The organism is Bacteroidales bacterium (assembly GCA_035342335.1).
In the GTDB taxonomy this organism is placed as follows: domain Bacteria; phylum Bacteroidota; class Bacteroidia; order Bacteroidales; family JAGONC01; genus JAGONC01.
In genome coordinates this window covers 18,812-37,222 of the sequence record DAOQWY010000012.1, presented here as the reverse complement: position 1 = coordinate 37,222, position 18,411 = coordinate 18,812, and the positions used below count along the sequence as shown (strand labels likewise).

Below are 18,411 nucleotides of genomic sequence, written 5' to 3'. Positions count from 1 at the left end.
TAGTTTCCCTGGTTTATTGTACCTTTGGTAACAATTGTTTCAAATAGGATCTGTCTGATGGAAGAAAAATTAAAGCAAATCCTGGATGCTGCGACAGCCCTCTTCAGCCGGTACAGCATCCGCAGCGTTACCATGGATGATATCTGCCGCGAACTGGGAATATCCAAAAAAACGATCTATCAGCAAATTTCATCAAAAGAGGACCTGGTGAAGGCCATGCTGGAATACCGGAACAGTGCGGTAAAAGAAATCTTCGTGAATTCCTCCGTTCCCGGTCAGAATGCAATGGATACCCTGGCGGCCTTCAGCAAACAACTGGAGGAATACATGAGGAATCTCAATGCCAATCCTTCCCTCGACTATGACCTGAGAAAATACTTCCCGGATAGTTACAGGAGCCACATAGAACAACGAAATCGGTATATTCATCAGCAGGTGGCGGAAAACATCCGGCTTGGGATCGATCAGGGACTGTTCCGGGCCGACCTGAATGCCGACCTGGTGGCCAGTCTCTACATCAAAGCGATGGAAAGCCTTCACGAACCGGATCCGCTCACCGAAGGGGCTTATTCATACAAGAAGATCTATCGAGTAATGTTTGATCATCATCTGCGCGGTATAGCCACAAAAAAGGGAGTGAAATGCTATGAGAAGAACCTACCCGGCAGGTCGAAAAATTAGGGTATCATCATCTTCCCATTGGATGTTGAACTTCGATCCCTTTATCTTGCTGGAATTGATGTTCCGGGGAACCGAATCCTGCTCCTCCTCTTCCCATCCAATCCTGAAATGAACCTGTTCCCTGTTGATGACGTTATCGGTCTTCACACTATCCCTGGTGCTGATATTAAATTCCTCCTGCAAGGCAGCTCTCAGAACCTGCCGTTCCTTTTGCAGGTCCTTTGCCAGTTTTCCCTTCAGGGCGGGGCGGTCATAGCTGATTTCAGGGTGATCCGTGGTGCCTTTAATGGCAATATACAACCGGGTTCGGCCCAGTCCGTCATCTTCCACCACCCCAAACTCCCTCTGCGTGTCAGGCCTGGCTTTTCGTGAAAGCAGCTCAGACAGAAGCAGGCTGAGATGGTAGTCGATAGCATTGTGGAACGTATGTGTGCCATTCAGTGTCAGATCCAGCGTATTTGATTTGATTTCCATCTGCGGTATCACAATGGTCCCGTCCCGGATCTCAATCAGGTTCTTTAATTCCGAGAACCGTATATGCTTCAGGTCTTCCATTTCAAGAAATCCTGCCAGTTGATACAGGGGTGTATATCCGATCAGTTCACCGGAGTTGACCGTGACCTGCCCCAGGGTATAGATGCTGCTTACATCCGTGGCAAGGTTCCCCGACAGTTTGGAAGCATAGAACAGGTCTGCATCAACATAGCCGCGCAAATGCTGATCGGTGAGGCTGGTCTGGTTGAAATTCCTGAAATCGTGAAACAATTGTTGAAGATTGACATGTTTCAGCCTGGCATTGCACCGGAACAGAAAAGTCTGATCGTTCACCGGGCTCAGGTCCACGTCGGCCGTAATGTTCCCCTGCATGGAAGAAAAGGTCAGGTCATTCAGGGTGACCCGCTGGTCACGCAGGATCAGTTTGGCCTGCATCCCGGATGCTGAAAAGTCATCCAGCAGGAATTGGTCAATGGCAACATCAGCATTTATGATTAAGTTCGATGGCAGTTTAAAATGATATTCCGAATGGGACACTACCGGATCTTTTCTTTTTAGTTCATTTATATCCAATTGATTGCAAGTCACTGACAGGTCCATTTTGAGGATGTCATCCCCTGACAAGATCCTGTTCAGATAGTTCGCAACGATTCCCCGGATCTGAAAATCACTGTTTTCAGTTTTTCCCGACAGTTCCTTTACCATTAGAAGCTGATTGTCGAAATGAAATGCACCCCTGATGTCATGGTATTTCACCGGATTCTGTTCAATGACCAGCCGGTCGGCATCCAGGTTGGCGTCACCCTGGATTTTCCAGTTGAAAAAATCGCGGGCATCGATTTGATCCAGGCTGTTCAACGGTCCTTTCATTTCCACCTTCACCTCAAGTCTTCCTTCGATATCCTCCGGTTTTTTTATGGGCAGGAGGTCAGCAAGGTCACGGAGCCCGAGGTTCAGGCCGGCTGTTAGGCTGGCAACAGGATGGCTCAGATCCGTAAGCCTCACGAATCCCTCCACCCGGCTGTCACCAAGGGAGGCCATCAGCCGGTCGATGCGCAATTCGTCCTTGTTCCCTTTGCCCGACCGAAGGGAATAACTGCCTTCGGCAAGGATCTGGTCAAGCCGGATGTTCGGTTTCTCAAAGCTTATGGTGCCCCTGGCCAGGCGGAAATCCATCCGCAGATCAGGCATCCTGTTCTCACCCATTTGGCCCTTTAGTGCTATTGTCACTGATGCATTTCCCTCCACGGATATATTTTTCTTCCAAGCCAGGTATTCGTCCGGGATCAGGCTGAGGTACTCTTCCAGGGGAGCTTCTTCCACTTGAATGGTCACATCAGCTGCCTGTTCCCCTTTGAAGTCCACGTTGCCACTTAGGTTGATCGTCAGAAGGCCGGTTTTGATCATCCCCTCCATGATCCGGAAGGACGCATCATTGTTGTTGACAAAAAGGCGGGCACTGGCATCCAATTCCCTGTCCTGAACGTATGTTTTGTGGCTTATCTGGATCAGGCGGGCCACAAAATTACCCCTGACCGTCAGATCATACGTGTCATCGCTGAAATTTCCCTTTGCTTTGCTGTCAACTGAACGTATGGCGTACGTATCACCCGTCCCCTGATTCTGCCAGGTCAAATCCACTTTTTGAAGGATTACTTCCCGGATTTCAACGGCGAACCTGCCCGTGTCGGAGGCAGTCGGGGATTTCCAGAGATGGAAGTTATCACTGTCATCTTCGAAGATGATCAGGTTGACGCTGGCATCGGCCAGTTTAAAAACTTCAAGGGTATATTTTTTATGAAGAGCGTCCATGAAGTTGAACCGCAAGGAACAATCATCCGCCTGCAGCAGATCGGTGTTGTTGGATCTGCCGAGGGGACCGGTGATCCTGACATCCTTCAGGCTGACCGATATCATCGGGAAGTGAGCCAGCAGGGAGATTTTTATCTTTCCTGTCCGGACCTCTGCAGTCAGGTTCCTGTTGATCTCGTGGATAATGGCCTGCTGGATCGAATCCTTATAGACCAGGAACAGGATGGTCCCTGCCAGAAGGCTCGTTCCCGCAATGATCAGGAGAATGACGAACAGGTTTTTAAGGATCCTCAGTATGCGAAGGATGAATGGGTGCATGAACGTGACTTCTCAGGCATAAACGTATGTCGTGGCCATTTGTTATAATTCTGGAAAGTACAATGAAAAATTCTACCTTTGTTCGGTTTAAACCAAGGAATATCCCCTATGAACGTAACCCACATCGAACATCTTGGCATTGCGGTCAACAGTCTGGCAGAAGCAGTCCCCTTTTTTGAACAGCTTCTCGGAGTGACCTGTTATGGAGTGGAAGAGGTAAAGGATCAGAAGGTAAAGACTGCTTTCTTCAAGTTAGGGCAAACCAAGATCGAGCTTTTGGAATCCACAGACCCGGAAGGGCCGATAGGAAGCTTCCTGGAGAAAAGGGGCGAAGGGATCCATCATATTGCTTTTGCAGTTGAGAATACCGACGACGCTTTGCAGGAAGTAAAATCCTTTGGCGTTCGGCTGATCGACAACGTTTCAAGAAAAGGTGCGGAAGGATTGTCGATCGGCTTTTTGCATCCGAAGTCGACGCACGGAGTACTGATGGAGTTTTGCGGGAGGTAGTATGTTAACCATTGGAATAGCAGGAGGGTCGGGCTGCGGGAAATCGACGGTGGTCAGGGAGATCATTCGCCGGCTGCCCAAAGACGCTGTCACCATCATTCCGCAGGATGCCTATTATAAGGATCACGGGCATCTTTCTGCAGAAGAGCGGAAACGGATCAATTTTGACCATCCCTCTTCCATTGAGTTCAGCCTGCTGGCTCACCACCTGGATTTGCTCCGGAAGGGGCAGGCCATTGAAATGCCGGTCTATTCCTACATAACCTGCGCCCGGGCAAACGAAACGGTCACCGTATATCCAACTAAGGTCGTCATCGTGGAAGGAATTCTGGTGCTGACCAATCCACTGATGCGTAAAAAGCTGGATGTCAAGGTATACGTGGATGCCGATCCGGATGACCGGCTCATACGGATCATCCGGAGGGATATTGAAGAAAGGGGGAGGTCGTACAACGAGGTACTAAAACATTACGAGCGGTATGTCAAACCCATGCATCTCCTGTTTATCGAGCCCTCCAAGCGCTATGCCGATATCATTGTCCCCCAGGGAGGCACCAATCATATTGCCATCGACATCCTGGTATCACGGATTAAGATGAAACTGGCAGAATAGAGAATGGAAACCGGATGCCGGAACCATTCCTTTTTTGAACAAATCCATGATTTTTAATGTTAACTTCTCAAAACCACATTCCATGAAACGCAGATCTTTTCCTTTACTGGCATTATCTTTTTTTCTCTTGTTATCAGGCACGGGAGTTTCCTTAACGGCCAAGGCTGATCGCCCCAAAAAGCCTTCTTCTGCCCCCAAATACATTTTTTTCTTCATCGGTGATGGCATGGGATTGGCGCAAGCCTCTGCCGCCGAGGTATATCTTTCTTCCGTCAAAGGAAAGATCGGTTTTGAACAGCTCAACCTCAGCAAACTACCGGTCCAGTCCCTTATGACCACCTACAGCCAGAGCCATTACATTACCTGCTCCTCCGCCAGCGGAACCGCACTGGCCACAGGACATAAAACCTCCAACGGAACCGTTTCGATGGATAGCGCCCACAAAATTGATTATAAGTCGATTGCAACCATGGCATTGGAACATAAAATGAAAGTGGGCATCATCACATCTGTTTCCCTTGACCATGCTACCCCGGCTGTATTTTATGCACACGAATACCGGCGCAGCGCGTACTACAATATCGGGCTTGACCTGGCGAACAGTGGGTTTCATTTTCTTGGCGGTGGCGGATTATTAAAAAATGAAGGTGAGAAACCGGGTGATGTGCGTGTTGTGGATGCCGCTGCGCGGAACGGCTACCGGGTTGTAAATTCCGTAAAGGATTTTGAAGCCTTACGGCCCGGCCAGGAAAAAGTGATTGCCATCAGTCCTGTGTTGACCGATGGCGAGTCACTCCCCTATGCCATTGACGATAGGGGGGACGGCATTTCATTGGCCATGTTTACGTCGAAGGCTATTGAACTGCTTTATGGGAAACAGGGATTTTTCATGATGGTGGAGGGTGGCAAAATTGACTGGGCCTGTCATGCCAACGATGCCGCCACTGTCGTAAAAGAGGTCATTGATTTTGACGAGGCCATCGGAGTGGCGCTGGAGTTTTATAAAAAGCACCCGGAGGAGACCCTTATTGTGGTCACCGCGGATCATGAAACCGGAGGTATGTCATTAGGTACAGATGGGATGGATGAAAAAAGAGCCTATGGATTGCTTCAATATCAAAAGTGCTCTGTCGGGGCTTTCAGTGAGAGGATTCTGGAGTATAAAGAAAAAGGATTGGATACGTTGCTTACGTTTGAATCGATACTGGATACGGTGCAGTTTTACTATGGGTTGGGCAACGCCGTTCTTCCCCTGAACGAGGTGGAGCTGATCTATTTAAACGAAGCCTACAATCAAAGCCTGGGGCATTCAGGAGAAAATACCGCGGGAGTGCAGAACCTCTATGGAGAAAATGAGCCGCTGGCTGCAATGTGTACCCGGTTGCTGAACCGCAGGGCAGGAATCGGGTGGACCACCTCCAATCACACGGCATTGCCCGTGCCGGTCCACGCTGTCGGAAACGGCCAGGAGATGTTCACCGGGTATCTGGATAATGCGGATATTCCCGTAAAAGTGATGCAGAAGCTGAACTGGATCCGGTAAAATCAAAGATCAAAGATCAAAGATCAAAAATCAAATCCTAAATACTGAATCCTAAATTTCACAGCCGTTTCAGCCGGCCAACCTCTTCCTTGCTGAGATGGCGCCAGCGGCCCCGCGGCAGGTCTTTCTTGGTCAGGCCGGCAAAGATGGTGCGATCGAGCCGTGTTACCTTATAACCGAGTTTCTCGAAGATGCGCCTGACGATCCTGTTTTTACCGGAATGCAGCCGTATGCCGATTTCTTTTTTGGAATCAGCTTCTGCCACATAGGCAATCTCATCCACTTTCGCAAAGCCGTCTTCCAGCTCCACTCCGCCGGAAATGGTCAGCAGGTCATTTTTGGTAAGGTTCTTATCCAGTTCCACATGGTACAGTTTTTCGATCCTGTGGCGCGGGTGAGTTAGTTTCTTGGCAAGCTCCCCGTCGTTGGTGAACAGGAGAAGGCCGGTGGTATTGCGGTCGAGGCGGCCGACGGGATAGATCCGGTAACGGGAAGCCTCTTTCACCAGGATCATCACCGTATTCCGGTCTAAGGGATCGTCAGCTGTGGTGATGTATCCCTTGGGCTTGTTCAGCAGCACATAGACCATGGGCTCAGCCCGCAGGGTCTGGTCACCGTACTGGATCTTATCCTTCCGGGAAACCTTGACGCCAAGTTCAGTGACGATCTTTCCGTTTACCCGGATAGCCCCTGCAGTGATCAGTTCGTCGGCTTCCCGCCGGGAGCAGACACCGGCATTGGCAATGAATTTGTTCAGCCGTACCAGGTCGGTCTCTTCGCCCCTGAATTGAATCTCTTTTTTGGATCCCCTGCCCTTTCCTGGTTCCCTGAATGGTTTGTAGTCTCGTGTGGTCCTTCTTTCAGCCGGTTGTTTTTCGCGATCTTTTTCAAAGGCCTCCTCCTTTTTCCGGAAGCCGGGCTTTGCTGCCATCCGGTTCCTGGTTGGTTCCCGGTCTGTTCCAAAGGATCGTCTTTTCGGACCTGCCTCCCGGTCATCTCCAGAGGAGCGTCTTTTCTTTACTGGCTCCTGACCTGTTTCAAAAGACCTTCTTTTTGGTCGAGAGTCCGGATCCGATCCAGGGGATCTCCTTTTTACGGGTGAGGTTTTCCCCTTCCATCCCGGCTCTGACTCTGTTGTTTTCCGGTACACTTTTTTTACTCCGGAGGGCTGGCGCTCTGGTTCTTTCTCATCTTTATCGAGGATCAGGATTTTTTTTCTGGGAGTCCTGGCACGTGAATAATCGTCACGCCGGGAAGATTCCTCGGGATTCCATGGTGGTTTTTGCTGTGGTTTTTCCGGCCGACCGGAGGATGATCCTTTTCTTGGTCTCATGGTGATTGTATCAGACAGCAAAGATACAGATAAAAGTCAGCAGTTGACAGTCAGCAATCAACTGCCTGTCCCCGCGAGTGAAGCGAAGCGGGGATCAACAGTCAGCAACTAATAATGAGGTTTCAGTGCGCGACCATCAAAAATTGTCCACTGTCCACTGTCAATTGTCGATTGACAGTTTTATAGTGTTGGGTAGAAGGCATCGACAAGGTGATTGATCTCTGGATTTTTACCCCGGAGCACAATGCTGATGATGTCAAAACGGGCCTCTTTTTTCACCGCGTACCGGTTGATGTAAGAATTGGCAGCCCGTATGAGCAGTTTCTGCTTTTGCCGGGTCACGAAATCTTCCGGATCACCAAAGTCGCTCGAATGCCTGGTTTTCACCTCTACAATCACCAGCCAATCCTTCTCTTCGGCGATAATGTCGATTTCATTTTTGCCCCACCGCCAGTTGGTTTCAAGGATGGTGAATCCTTTGGAGCGGAGATACTGTGCGGCGATCTCCTCTCCTGCTTTTCCGGTTTCATTGTGTTCAGCCATAAATGGGAGTGTTGTTTATGGTTAATGCGGAAAAGGGGGGAAATGTACCACTGCGGGTTAAAAAATTCCAAATTCCAAGGTCCCAAATCCAAACAAATTCCAAGATCCAGGCAACAGGGGATTAGCCTATCAGAAACTCGAGGTAATTCTCACGATTAATAAGTTGGAAATCACTTTCCGGGTAAGTATTGATGAAAACAATAGGTGTCTTGACTTTGGATTTTGATCCCCACTTGAATTCAAAAGCATGCAGTTTTCCAGAATGCTCTTCGATCAGGTCAATTTTCTGCTGCTGGTATGTCCGCCAGAAATACATGTTGACCCTCCTGTCATGAGCCTGGTTAAATTTAATCCGCTCGATCACGCAGAAGTTCTCCCAAAGTTGTCCCACATCATTTCGGCTTGTCAAGGAGGTGAAATTTTGCAGGAGACTGTTTCTTATGCCGATGTCATAAAAAAAGTATTTTCTGCCTTTGGATATTTCATTTCTCAGGTTCCTGCTGAATGATGGAAGGGAAAAGATCACAAATGACTGCTCCAGTAAAAATAAGTATCGTTGTACCGTATCAACTGCGATATTCAGCAAATTGCCAAGCTCTCTGAGTGAAACTTCATTCCCCATTTGCAGTGCAACAGCTTTTAGCAGGCCGATTAAAACATTGGATCTTCGCAAGTTTTCAAAGCGCAGCACATCCCTGAAAAGATAATCGCCAGTCAGCTCCTCCAGTAATTTTTCCTTCTGCTCTTTTGGCCGTCCTGTAATATCCGGATATGAACCATATAAAAGCAGGTCATCCAGCATTTCCTCGCGGGTTACGGTATCGCACTGGCTACTGATCTCTGTAAGAGACAGGGGGTACAGGATGAATTTCACATTACGGCCAGTAAGGGGTTCCGATAGCTCGTTTGTCAGTTCAAAACTGCTGGAGCCGGTTGCCAGGTATTGAACTTCAGGGAAGGTATCGATGAGTAGCTTCAATATTTCACCGATCTTCGGGATTTTCTGGGCTTCGTCAAAAACGACCATTTTCGCCCCGCCGATATATCGTCTTATTCGTATAGGATTACGTGAAGTGAGCAACTCCCAAACCGGTTGCCGCTCACAATTCAAATAGATCGCTTCCCTGTGCTGCCTGATCATTTCCTTCACAAGGGTGGTCTTTCCAACCTGCCTGGGGCCATAAAGAATGATGATCTTCCCCTGATGAAGCCAGGGGGTGATTTTATCCATTAATACCCGTGGATATAATATTTTTTCCATTTTCTATTAATTTGTCAGATAAATCCGACAAATTTAATAAAATTTGTTTTATTTATTTGTTTATTTTTATTTTCAACAAAGGCGACTTTGCTACATAAATCCTAGGCTAAACAACTGCATCCTTCAAAAATGCTATCATATCCGTTGATTAAGGCCATTTTACAGGCACATCCGGAAAGAACTGACCAAAATGCCGAAAGTATATTTTTATGATCTTGGATTCAGGAACGCTTTGCTTAACCAGTTCTCACCATTGGAAATGAGATCGATTTCATTATTTCAGAAAATTATATGGAGGGAGAAGCATGGGAAGTAAAGTTTGATGAAAAGTCATTTAATCCAACCAGGTACAGAAAATTTCTCGAGGCGTACACCGGTTTTAATCTTACTTACCGTGCTTTCAACTCGATGGATAACAAGCATTCAATGATGACCCTTGAGATTCCAGCCATTCCTCCGGATCCAGCTCAAGCCCCATCTCTTCGAAGGAGGCCATGTCATTGTCAAGGTAATATCCAGTGGGATGACCATCCCATGCATAATTCAACTCTTAAATCATTTGGGATTTGATCCCTTTTACTATCAGGATGGAATTTATCCGGATTTTGGAGTTTGGAATTTGGGATTTGCCTCAGGTTTGCCTGAAAACAACCTCTTCCCCAACGTTCAGCACTGCCTCTCTGCCCAGAATCAGTGCCCTGTTATCCGGGGCATGCCCCGCCGGGAAGTTGAAGCAAACCGGGTAATCATATTCCCCGGCAGCTTCGGCGATGATCTCTTCGGCGGTCTTGCCGAAGGGTACCTGGTTATCTTTCATATCCGTCATGCCGCCAATGATCAGCCCGGCCAGACGGGAAAGCTTGCCGCTGCGCTTCAGGTTGTGCATCATCCGGTCGATATGATACAGGTATTCGTCCAGGTCCTCCAGAAAAAGGATTTTTCCATCGGTTACCAGATCCGATTTGGTACCGGCCAGTCCGTAGATCAGCGACAGGTTGCCGCCCACCAGCATTCCCCGGGCGGTACCTTTTCTGGAAAGGTTTGAACAGGGGAGTGAATACGTCAGGGATTCTCCGAAGAGTGCTTTCCTGAGGGTTGTAAATGTTTCGTACGATTCAACCGTCTCCCCGAACTGGATGGGCATGGTGGCGTGCAGGGTCTCAATGCCGAAATTCGTATGGATATGGGCATGCAGCACGGTAACATCACTGTACCCGACGATCCATTTTGGATCTTTTACAAAGCGTGTGAAATCGAGGCGATCAATGATCCTGATGAGCCCATATCCTCCCCGGGCGCAAAATATGGCCCGGATGTCGCTGTTATCGAGCATTTCCTGGAGGTCAGCGGCTCGTTCGGGATCCGTTCCGGAAAACTGATTCCAGGTACCGAATACCCGCTGACCGGTCACTACACTCAGTCCCCAGGCTTCCAGCATCCGGATGGCGGGGTCCAGGTCTTCGGCGGAAACCTTACGGGCCGGAGCCACGATGGCCACACGGTCACCTTTTTTCAGACAGGGTGGACCGATCATTGCTACTGGTTTTTGCGGAGATGTTTATAAATAAAATAGCCGATCCCGGCCGCGAGTAATACCAGTACAACGTAGTCGATGATGTGGCTGTACTTCATGATGTCGTCCCAGTTCTGGCGGAGGTAATATCCGGCTACCGTCAGGATGGTGTTCCACATCCCTGCACCCACAATGGTGTAGAGCGAGAATCGTCCGAGGTGCATCCGGCCGCTGCCTGCCGGGATGGAGATCAGGTGCCGCACGACGGGGATGAAACGGCTGACGAAAATGGTCATGCTGCCGTAACGGCCGAAAAACTTTTCAGTGGCTTCCAGATCCTTCCGGTTCAGCAAAAAATACTTTCCGTAGCGATCAACGAACGGCTTGCCTCCATACCTGCCGATGGCATACGACAACAGGGATCCGACGATGCTTCCCAGCGTGCTGGCAATGATCACACCCGCATACGTGAACCGGTTCTGCACGATCAGAAAGCCCGCGAAGGGCATCACGGCTTCGCTGGGTACGGGTAAGACCATGCTTTCCATGACCATCAAAAGGAAAATGCTGATGTATCCTGTCTGGTCAATGAAATTGGTGATGTGCGTGGCAAGGAATTCAGTAATGCCCATGGCAGGTTTGTTTTAAGTACAAAGGTCTAAATTTTAAGTTTCCCCTCCAACTCCTTTTCCATTTTATCGGTTGCCCGGTCAAATCCCTGTCAGTGAAGTTCAAATCCCTATCTTTGTGCAGATTTTCTGATAGTTTAACTATAAACATCACCATCCTATGAGCTCAACGGATCGCTGGTATAAGCGCACCACAGTCACTTCCGCCCTCCCGTATGCCAATGGGCCGCTCCATATCGGTCACCTGGCCGGTGTATACATTCCCGCCGATATTTATGTCCGGTATCTCCGGAGCAAAGGGGAGGAGGTGCTTTTCATCGGGGGTTCAGACGAGCACGGTGTCCCGATCACCATCAAGGCAAGGCAGGAGGGCGTCACCCCGCAGCAGATCGTCGACAGGTACCATAAGATCATTAAGGATTCTTTTGAGGAATTCGGGATATCCTTCGATATTTACAGCCGCACGTCGAATCCCATTCATCACGAGACCGCTGCGGCCATTTTCAGGACCCTTTACGAAAAAGGTGAATTCGTCGAAAAGACTTCCCTGCAGTACTTTGATGAAGACAACCAGGTCTTCCTTGCCGACCGTTACATTACGGGCACCTGTCCCCGTTGTGACTTCCCGAATGCTTACGGTGATCAGTGCGAAAGCTGTGGTACATCACTCAGTCCCGATGACCTGATCCAACCTCGTTCGGCCATCAGCGGCAAGCCTCCCGTGAAAAAAGAGACCAAACACTGGTACCTGCCGCTGGATAAGTACGAAGCCTGGCTGAAACGCTGGATACTGGAAGAACACAAAGATGACTGGAAGCCCAATGTCTACGGGCAGTGTAAATCCTGGCTCGATCACGGATTGCAGCCCCGGGCGGTGACCCGTGACCTGGACTGGGGCGTCGACGTACCCCTCCCGGAAACGGAAGGTAAGGTGCTTTATGTCTGGTTCGATGCCCCCATCGGTTATATCTCTGCCACGCGTGAATGGGCACAGCAGCATAACGCGGATTGGGAAATATGGTGGAAGGCAATGGATACGCGCCTCATCCATTTCATAGGCAAGGACAACATTGTGTTCCACTGCATCATCTTTCCTTCCATGCTGCATCACGAGGGAACATTCATCATTCCGGACAATGTACCCGCCTTTGAGTTCATGAACCTGGAAGGGGACAAGATCTCAACATCCCGTAACTGGGCCGTCTGGTTGCACGAATATTTGAAAGAATTCCCCGGAAAGCAGGATGTGTTGCGGTATGCCCTTACCACCAACGCTCCGGAAACCAAGGATAACGATTTCACCTGGAAGGATTTCCAGGCACGCAACAACAGCGAGCTGCTGGCGATCTTCGGTAATTTCATCAACCGCACGCTGGTGCTGACCGATAAGTTCTTTGGCAACCGGGTTCCTGAGGCAGGAGAAATGAGCGTGGTAGATCAACGGGTAGCGGCAGAGGTAAGCAAGTTTCCGGAACGGATCGGCCGCTTTTTGGAGAACTTCCGTTTCAGGGACTCCCTCAGCGAACTGATGAACCTGGCGCGCCTCGGCAATAAGTACCTGACGGATTCAGAGCCCTGGAAGCTGATAAAGACCGACGAAGCCCGCGTTGGGACCATCCTTAATGTTTCGCTGCAGCTGTGTGCCAACCTGACTGTTTTGTGTGAACCTTTTCTTCCCTTTACTGCTGTGAGGATCAGGCAGATGATGAACCTTCCGGCCATGCGTTGGAACGATGCCGGCAGGATGGATATTCTGAAACCGGGTCATCAGCTGAACCGCTCATTCTATCTGTTTGAGAAAATTGAGGACAATGTCGTCGAAGCACAGGTGAAGAAGCTTCAGGAAACCAAGGTGAGCAATGAAGCTAAAAAACCGGATGCAAAGCCTCAAAAGCCGCAGATCACCTATGATGATTTCGCCAAAATCGACATCCGGCTGGGCACCATCCTGGAGGCCAAAAAAGTGCCGCAGGCCGATAAGCTGCTAGAGCTCAGGATTGATACCGGAATTGACCAGCGTACGGTGGTGGCAGGCATTGCCACGCATTTCAGCCCGGAAGCGATCATCGGAAAGCAGGTGTGTTTCCTGGTCAACCTGGAGCCGCGCAAGCTGAGGGGGCTTACCTCTGAGGGTATGATCCTCATGGCGGAAGGCCCCGACGGCAAGCTGGCGTTTCTGATCCCTTCTCCCTCTTTGCCTGATGGAAGCGATATAAAATAAATAATCGTCAATGGTAATTCAAAAAAAAGAGGCTGGCCCGTATGCACGAGCCAGCCTCTTTTGGTTCTTTTCCGCGGTTATCTACTCATAACTCCTGTTTGGTCTTCTGTTAAAACCGCCACCACCACGGTTGCCACCGTTAGGGTTCTCGGTACGGGGTCTCGCCTCGTTAACGACCAGTGTTTTGCCCATGAAATCATAGCCGTTGAGTGATTCAATGGCTTCGTGGGCCTCTGTATCGTCACTCATCTCTACGAACCCGAAGCCTCTGCTTCTCTGGGTCACTTTGTCCATAATGATCTTGGCGGATGTGACTTCGCCATACTGTTCGAATAACTCCCGAAGGTCATTATCCTTGGCCTTGAATGGGATGTTTGCAATGTAAATGTTCATTGAAAAAACTGTTAAAAATTAAACCTCTGACCTTTTAGTCAGCTTAAAAATCGGGCAAATGTAATATAAAAATTGACAAATTACATAAAGAATGAAGTTTTATTATCGTGAAAGTGTAATTATCTTTACCCTTCCCCTTCAATGGGAGGGATGGGAACGAAAGAAATTGCTATTTTAGTAGTTCTATTTCAAGATGATCATGGAAGAGAGCAAATCAGGGCCGGTTTGGCGGACAGAGCTCAGTCCGCTGGATTTCCTTCACCGGAGTGCGTTTATTTTCCCTGAAAAAATCGCCATTGTTCATGGTGACCGAACGTACACCTATCGTCAGTTTGAAGAGCGTGTGCATCGCCTGGCCAGTGCATTGCAGAAGTCGGGCCTGGTGAAGGATGACAAAGTCGCATTTCTTTGTCCCAATACGCCTGCGATGCTGGAGGCGCATTACGGTGCACCCCTGGCAGGGGGTGTTTTGGTGACGATCAATACACGGCTGAATAAAGAGGAGATCCGATACATCCTGGAGCATTCGGACAGTCGTTTTTTATTCGTGGATTCCGAGTTCCATAGCCTGGTATCCGACCTGGACCTGTCGGATTTGACCATTGTCCGGGTGGACGACAGCGGCCTGGAGGAAGATCCCTATGAACAATTTCTGGCCGGCGGATCGCCCGAACCGCTGAAAAATTCCGTTGAGCACGAAGATCAGCCGATTTCCATCAATTACACATCAGGGACGACCGGTAAACCCAAAGGTGTGATCTTTTCCCACCGGAGTACGTATCTGAATGCCTTAGGGGAGGTGATCGAAACAGGTTTGACTCTCGATACGGTCTATTTATGGACACTTCCGCTGTTCCACTGCAACGGCTGGTGCTTTTCCTGGGCCGTGACAGCTGTTGGAGGTACGCACGTATGCCTGCGCAAGACCGATCCCGGACTGATCTGGGCGTTAATCCAAAAAGAAGGAGTGACCCATTTCAACGGTGCCCCTACCTTACATACCATGCTGGTGAATCATCCCGGTGCCTGTCGCATTGATCATCCTGTTACGGTCACCGTAGCAGGTGCTCCTCCTTCCCCGACCCTGCTGGAAAAACTCCGGTCGCTGAATTTAAGGCCCATTCACGTTTACGGGCTGACCGAAACGTATGGGCCCTACACGATCTGTGAATGGCACCGGGAATGGGATGAAGTATCCCTGGAAGAACAGGCCCGGTTGCGGGCACGGCAGGGTCAGGCCTACCTGACGGCCGACCTTGTCAGGGTAGTGGACTCCTATATGAAGGATGTGCCGCGTGACGGCAAAACCATTGGGGAAGTCGTGATGCGGGGAAACAATGTAATGCAGGGGTATTACAAGCAGCCGGAAGCCACCGCGGAGGTCTTTCGCGGAGGCTGGTTTCATTCAGGCGACCTGGCTGTGTGGCATCCCGATGGATACATCGAACTCCGCGACAGACTGAAAGATATCATTATTTCGGGTGGGGAGAACATATCCACCATTGAAGTGGAACAAACGGTGGTCCGCCATCCAGCGGTACTGGAATGCGCCGTGGTTGCCATCCCGGATGAAAAATGGGGCGAACGGCCCAAAGCATTTGTCACCCTCAAAAAAGGGGCATACGCTTCAGAGGAAGAGATCCTTGTTTTCTGCAAGGAACATATGGCGCATTATAAATGTCCCGCTGCCATCGAAATTTGTGACCTGCCCAAGACCGCCACAGGGAAGATACAGAAGTATATTCTGCGGGAGAAGGAATGGGCAATGTTGGGAAAACGAATTAATTAATTCGTTTTCCCGATTACCTTGATCTCCACCCTGCGGTTGGCTGCTTTTCCCTCTGCAGTCGTATTGCTGGCAACGGGTGAGCTTTCACCATATCCCCGGGCTGTCAGTTTGTTGGTAATTCCATTTTCGCTCAGCCAGCTCACCACCGCCTGGGCCCTTTCGCGGGAGAGCTGCAGGTTGTACTCATCCGTACCATCTGAATCGGTGTGACCGGCAATCTCAAGGTTCAGGCCAGGTCTTTCACGGATCACCGTTTCGAGCTGTTCCAGCACCTGGATGGATTCGGGAGTAAGCGTGGCCTTATCAACCTCGAAATGAATTCCATACAGGACCAGCAGACCTTTTTTATCGATTTCCTCTCCCATTTTGGCAATGGATTCATCCAGTTTTTGAATTGGGATAATGATCGATGGATCGTCTATATGTTCGTCATCATACATGTCATAAGGCACCGTTTTGCTGGCATAACCTGTTTTTGAGGCGGTCAGGATGGCCAGCCCTGCAGGAATGCCGGTCAGTAAAAAGTCCCCTGTCTTGTCTGTCAGGGTTTCGACAATGTTCGTGGCCGATACCAGCGCACTGCCGATCCCTTCTTTTGTGACCGCATCTACCACTTTCCCCTGTATCGTCTGCGTGAAAGCCATCTTTTTCGGATTGATCAGCAATTGAACAAAATCAATGGCAAATCCGTCACCTGCCCCTGTGGCGGGATCATCGATTTGGATCACCATCCGTCCTGTTTTCACCAGGTCCAGATCTTCAGGAAGGAGTTGCGCGGTGATCATTTTTCCGATGGGACCGGTCTGGTCAAGTGCATTGATCATGTTTTCAAGATAGGGAATACGCTGGCCATTGATGGTGACCTGGTAAACGGTTGCAAAGGAAGGGGACTGGAAATCATCCACGAACAAGCGGATCATCGCCGATTGCATTTCGACTCCGGACAGGGAATACTCCAGCGTGACCGGTTGAGGCTCATTGTCAGGACGGCTGGTGGAAGTCGTATAGCCATCGGCCCCTGTGGATGTTGCGAGCGAATAACCCGATACGACAAAGATTCTGTCAGTACCCGGGGGATCATCCGATTCGGCTTCCCAGGGATAATCATGTGCATCGGTATTCTTACCTGTGAACGGATTGAAATCCTCGGGCCAGCCAAATCCAAGGTTGTCAATGTCACCAACCCTGATGACCAGGTCGGCTTCGGGCTGATTTTTCAAAACGGAATAGGGATTGTCCCAGTCACCCGTACCCTGCGCATGCAAGGTGAAGCTGCATACCCAGAAACTGCATGCAAAAAGTAACATAAAGAGATTTTTCATCTTGATGGATTTTGGATTGAACAAAGCAAGCGATCTAGAGTGGGACAATATTACAAAAAAAGTCTGCTGATTGCAAGTGGGTATGCATTCTTTCCCTGAAAGGCCGATCTGATTCATTGATACTGGCAATACCTTACCCGATGGGATACCAAATCTTTTGGAATATTCTCCGGTGAGCATACAATTTTTAGTCAGATTACATATATTTGCCCATAGTTCCAAAATCTCAGCCATGAAATTTATTGCACTCATTTTCAGGGGCACGGTCATTTGTTGCCTCTTCGGTGTCATTCTGCTCCATCCGGCCTGCAGGAAGGAAGCGGTTAAAACGGCACCTCTGACGAAGGTTCAGGCAGTCAACGTCATTCAGACGACCGTTCCGATAAAAAGTGAATTTGTGGGGCAAACCTATGGGTATAAGGATATTCCGATCCGGGCAAGGGTGGATGGATTTCTGACAGGGCTTCATTTCCAGGAAGGAACGTTTGTCAGGCAGGGTCAGTTGCTGTACACCATTGATCCGGAACCTTTCAAGGCGTTGGAAGCGGAGGCCATGAGCGGTGTGGCCGAGGCCAATACCATGCTGGCCAAGGCTGAGAGCGACCTGAACAGGATCAGGCCCCTGGCGGAGATCAATGCCGTCAGCCAGAGCGACCTGGATGCTGCCGTGGCGCAGTACGGTGCTGCCAAAGCTTCTCTGGATGCCGCGGAGGCCAACCTGAGGTATGCCCGGATCAACCTGGGCTATACCAATATCTTTTCTCCCATCACAGGAGTCATTGGCAAGACCGAAGCAAAAACAGGTGAATATGTGGGCCGTCCTCCGAACCCCGTGGTGCTCAATACGGTATCCATCATTGACACGATCCTGGTCCAGTTTTCCATTACCGAATCTGATTACCTTCTGCTTGCCCGGAAAACCACTCAGAAGAAAGAACCGGACACGGTCACAACAGGTCCAAGGACGGTTCCTGTACCCGAACAGGACAGGATCCGACTGATCCTGTCCGACGGATCTGTTTTCCCTTTTTCCGGCAGGTTTGATTTTGTGAACAGGCAGGTGGATCCAACCACAGGAACACTGCTTATCCAGGTTTCGTTTCCCAATACTGACAACTTACTGCGCCCCGGTCAGTTTGCACGGGTGCAGATCGTGGTGGAGATGGTCGAAGACGGATTGGTGATCCCCCAGCGGAGCGTCAGGGAACTGCAGGGGCTTTATCAGGTCTTTGTCGTGAACGATACCAATGCGATTGAAGTGCGTCCTGTAAAACTGGCCGCAAAGGTCGGAAGCATGTTCCTTTTGTACTCAGGACTGTCGCCGAAGGACCGGATCGTGTTCGAGGGATTGAACCTGGTCCGTCCGGGGCAGAAGGTCGATCCTCAAATGGTGGAGGTACCCGCTGAATTGAAGAACTTCTAATCTCTAATCCCG

16 protein-coding genes are annotated in these 18,411 nt (G+C 49.7%); 7 read left to right on the top strand and 9 right to left on the bottom strand.

From position 1 onward, the window contains the following. Positions 1-57: 57 nt before the first annotated feature. Entirely contained in the window at positions 58-681 is a 624-nt protein-coding gene (locus PKI34_07610) for a TetR/AcrR family transcriptional regulator (GenBank protein HNS17669.1), read from the top strand. On the opposite strand, the gene PKI34_07605 is transcribed toward PKI34_07610, so the two are convergent. Continuing rightward, a complete protein-coding gene (locus tag PKI34_07605) occupies positions 658-3,306 on the bottom strand; it encodes an AsmA-like C-terminal region-containing protein (GenBank protein HNS17668.1) in 2,649 nt (882 codons plus the stop codon). The genes PKI34_07610 and PKI34_07605 overlap by 24 nt on opposite strands. Before the next feature lie 108 nt (positions 3,307-3,414). Here PKI34_07605 and mce point away from each other — a divergent pair, with 108 nt between their 5' ends. Then, the gene (gene mce / locus PKI34_07600) at positions 3,415-3,816 is read left to right on the top strand and encodes a methylmalonyl-CoA epimerase (GenBank protein ID HNS17667.1); all 402 of its coding nucleotides are present in this window, start codon (positions 3,415-3,417) and stop codon (positions 3,814-3,816) included. Position 3,817: 1 nt separating this feature from the next. Next, entirely contained in the window at positions 3,818-4,429 is a 612-nt protein-coding gene (udk, locus tag PKI34_07595; GenBank protein ID HNS17666.1) for a uridine kinase, read from the top strand. Here the strand turns inward: udk and PKI34_07590 are convergent. Then, positions 4,400-4,645 (bottom strand): hypothetical protein, encoded by a 246-nt coding sequence (locus PKI34_07590; protein HNS17665.1) that lies wholly within the window; start codon positions 4,643-4,645, stop codon positions 4,400-4,402. The two genes, udk and PKI34_07590, sit on opposite strands and share 30 nt — an antisense overlap. 10 nt (positions 4,646-4,655) lie before the next feature. On the opposite strand from PKI34_07590, the gene PKI34_07585 reads away from it, so the two are divergent. Beyond that, positions 4,656-5,972 (top strand): alkaline phosphatase, encoded by a 1,317-nt coding sequence (locus tag PKI34_07585; protein HNS17664.1) that lies wholly within the window; start codon positions 4,656-4,658, stop codon positions 5,970-5,972. A 58-nt stretch (positions 5,973-6,030) separates the two neighbouring features. Here PKI34_07585 and PKI34_07580 read toward each other — a convergent pair whose 3' ends face one another. The 5 genes from PKI34_07580 to PKI34_07560 form a co-directional block, all read right to left on the bottom strand. Continuing rightward, positions 6,031-7,305 (bottom strand): pseudouridine synthase, encoded by a 1,275-nt coding sequence (locus PKI34_07580; protein HNS17663.1) that lies wholly within the window; start codon positions 7,303-7,305, stop codon positions 6,031-6,033. Positions 7,306-7,485: 180 nt separating this feature from the next. After that, complete coding sequence (locus PKI34_07575; GenBank protein ID HNS17662.1) at positions 7,486-7,848, bottom strand: YraN family protein; 363 nt, start codon at positions 7,846-7,848, stop codon at positions 7,486-7,488. Between the two features lie 121 nt (positions 7,849-7,969). Beyond that, positions 7,970-9,109 (bottom strand): ATP-binding protein, encoded by a 1,140-nt coding sequence (locus tag PKI34_07570; GenBank protein HNS17661.1) that lies wholly within the window; start codon positions 9,107-9,109, stop codon positions 7,970-7,972. A gap of 631 nt (positions 9,110-9,740) precedes the next feature. Beyond that, the gene (locus tag PKI34_07565) at positions 9,741-10,643 is read right to left on the bottom strand and encodes an LD-carboxypeptidase (GenBank protein ID HNS17660.1); all 903 of its coding nucleotides are present in this window, start codon (positions 10,641-10,643) and stop codon (positions 9,741-9,743) included. A 2-nt stretch (positions 10,644-10,645) separates the two neighbouring features. Next, positions 10,646-11,254 carry a DedA family protein gene (locus tag PKI34_07560; protein ID HNS17659.1) on the bottom strand — a complete coding sequence of 203 codons (609 nt, stop codon included), beginning with the start codon at positions 11,252-11,254 and terminating at the stop codon, positions 10,646-10,648. Between the two features lie 157 nt (positions 11,255-11,411). On the opposite strand from PKI34_07560, the gene metG reads away from it, so the two are divergent. Then, entirely contained in the window at positions 11,412-13,472 is a 2,061-nt protein-coding gene (gene metG, locus PKI34_07555; GenBank protein ID HNS17658.1) for a methionine--tRNA ligase, read from the top strand. Positions 13,473-13,553: 81 nt separating this feature from the next. Here the strand turns inward: metG and PKI34_07550 are convergent, their stop codons facing one another. Beyond that, the gene (locus PKI34_07550; GenBank protein HNS17657.1) at positions 13,554-13,865 is read right to left on the bottom strand and encodes an RNA-binding protein; all 312 of its coding nucleotides are present in this window, start codon (positions 13,863-13,865) and stop codon (positions 13,554-13,556) included. A gap of 199 nt (positions 13,866-14,064) precedes the next feature. On the opposite strand from PKI34_07550, the gene PKI34_07545 reads away from it, so the two are divergent. Next, on the top strand, positions 14,065-15,654 hold the full coding sequence (locus PKI34_07545) for an acyl--CoA ligase family protein (GenBank protein ID HNS17656.1): 1,590 nt from the start codon (positions 14,065-14,067) through the stop codon (positions 15,652-15,654). Here the strand turns inward: PKI34_07545 and PKI34_07540 are convergent. Further along, on the bottom strand, positions 15,651-16,976 hold the full coding sequence (locus PKI34_07540; protein ID HNS17655.1) for an OmpA family protein: 1,326 nt from the start codon (positions 16,974-16,976) through the stop codon (positions 15,651-15,653). The two genes, PKI34_07545 and PKI34_07540, sit on opposite strands and share 4 nt — an antisense overlap. Positions 16,977-17,208: 232 nt before the next feature. Here PKI34_07540 and PKI34_07535 point away from each other — a divergent pair, with 232 nt between their 5' ends. Continuing rightward, on the top strand, positions 17,209-18,399 hold the full coding sequence (locus tag PKI34_07535) for an efflux RND transporter periplasmic adaptor subunit (GenBank protein HNS17654.1): 1,191 nt from the start codon (positions 17,209-17,211) through the stop codon (positions 18,397-18,399). Positions 18,400-18,411 lie beyond the last annotated feature (12 nt).

Coding starts and splice junctions, on each gene's coding strand:
- PKI34_07550 (HNS17657.1), bottom strand. CDS start 13,865: ATGAACATTTACATTGCAAACATCCCATTCAAGGCCAAGGATAATGAC.
- PKI34_07565 (HNS17660.1), bottom strand. CDS start 10,643: ATGATCGGTCCACCCTGTCTGAAAAAAGGTGACCGTGTGGCCATCGTG.
- metG (HNS17658.1), top strand. CDS start 11,412: ATGAGCTCAACGGATCGCTGGTATAAGCGCACCACAGTCACTTCCGCC.
- PKI34_07610 (HNS17669.1), top strand. CDS start 58: ATGGAAGAAAAATTAAAGCAAATCCTGGATGCTGCGACAGCCCTCTTC.
- PKI34_07585 (HNS17664.1), top strand. CDS start 4,656: ATGGGATTGGCGCAAGCCTCTGCCGCCGAGGTATATCTTTCTTCCGTC.
- PKI34_07580 (HNS17663.1), bottom strand. CDS start 7,305: ATGAGACCAAGAAAAGGATCATCCTCCGGTCGGCCGGAAAAACCACAG.
- PKI34_07590 (HNS17665.1), bottom strand. CDS start 4,645: ATGAAGAAAAAAATGTATTTGGGGGCAGAAGAAGGCTTTTTGGGGCGA.
- PKI34_07540 (HNS17655.1), bottom strand. CDS start 16,976: ATGAAAAATCTCTTTATGTTACTTTTTGCATGCAGTTTCTGGGTATGC.
- PKI34_07535 (HNS17654.1), top strand. CDS start 17,209: ATGAAATTTATTGCACTCATTTTCAGGGGCACGGTCATTTGTTGCCTC.
- udk (HNS17666.1), top strand. CDS start 3,818: ATGTTAACCATTGGAATAGCAGGAGGGTCGGGCTGCGGGAAATCGACG.
- PKI34_07605 (HNS17668.1), bottom strand. CDS start 3,306: ATGCACCCATTCATCCTTCGCATACTGAGGATCCTTAAAAACCTGTTC.
- PKI34_07560 (HNS17659.1), bottom strand. CDS start 11,254: ATGGGCATTACTGAATTCCTTGCCACGCACATCACCAATTTCATTGAC.
- mce (HNS17667.1), top strand. CDS start 3,415: ATGAACGTAACCCACATCGAACATCTTGGCATTGCGGTCAACAGTCTG.
- PKI34_07545 (HNS17656.1), top strand. CDS start 14,065: ATGGAAGAGAGCAAATCAGGGCCGGTTTGGCGGACAGAGCTCAGTCCG.
- PKI34_07575 (HNS17662.1), bottom strand. CDS start 7,848: ATGGCTGAACACAATGAAACCGGAAAAGCAGGAGAGGAGATCGCCGCA.
- PKI34_07570 (HNS17661.1), bottom strand. CDS start 9,109: ATGGAAAAAATATTATATCCACGGGTATTAATGGATAAAATCACCCCC.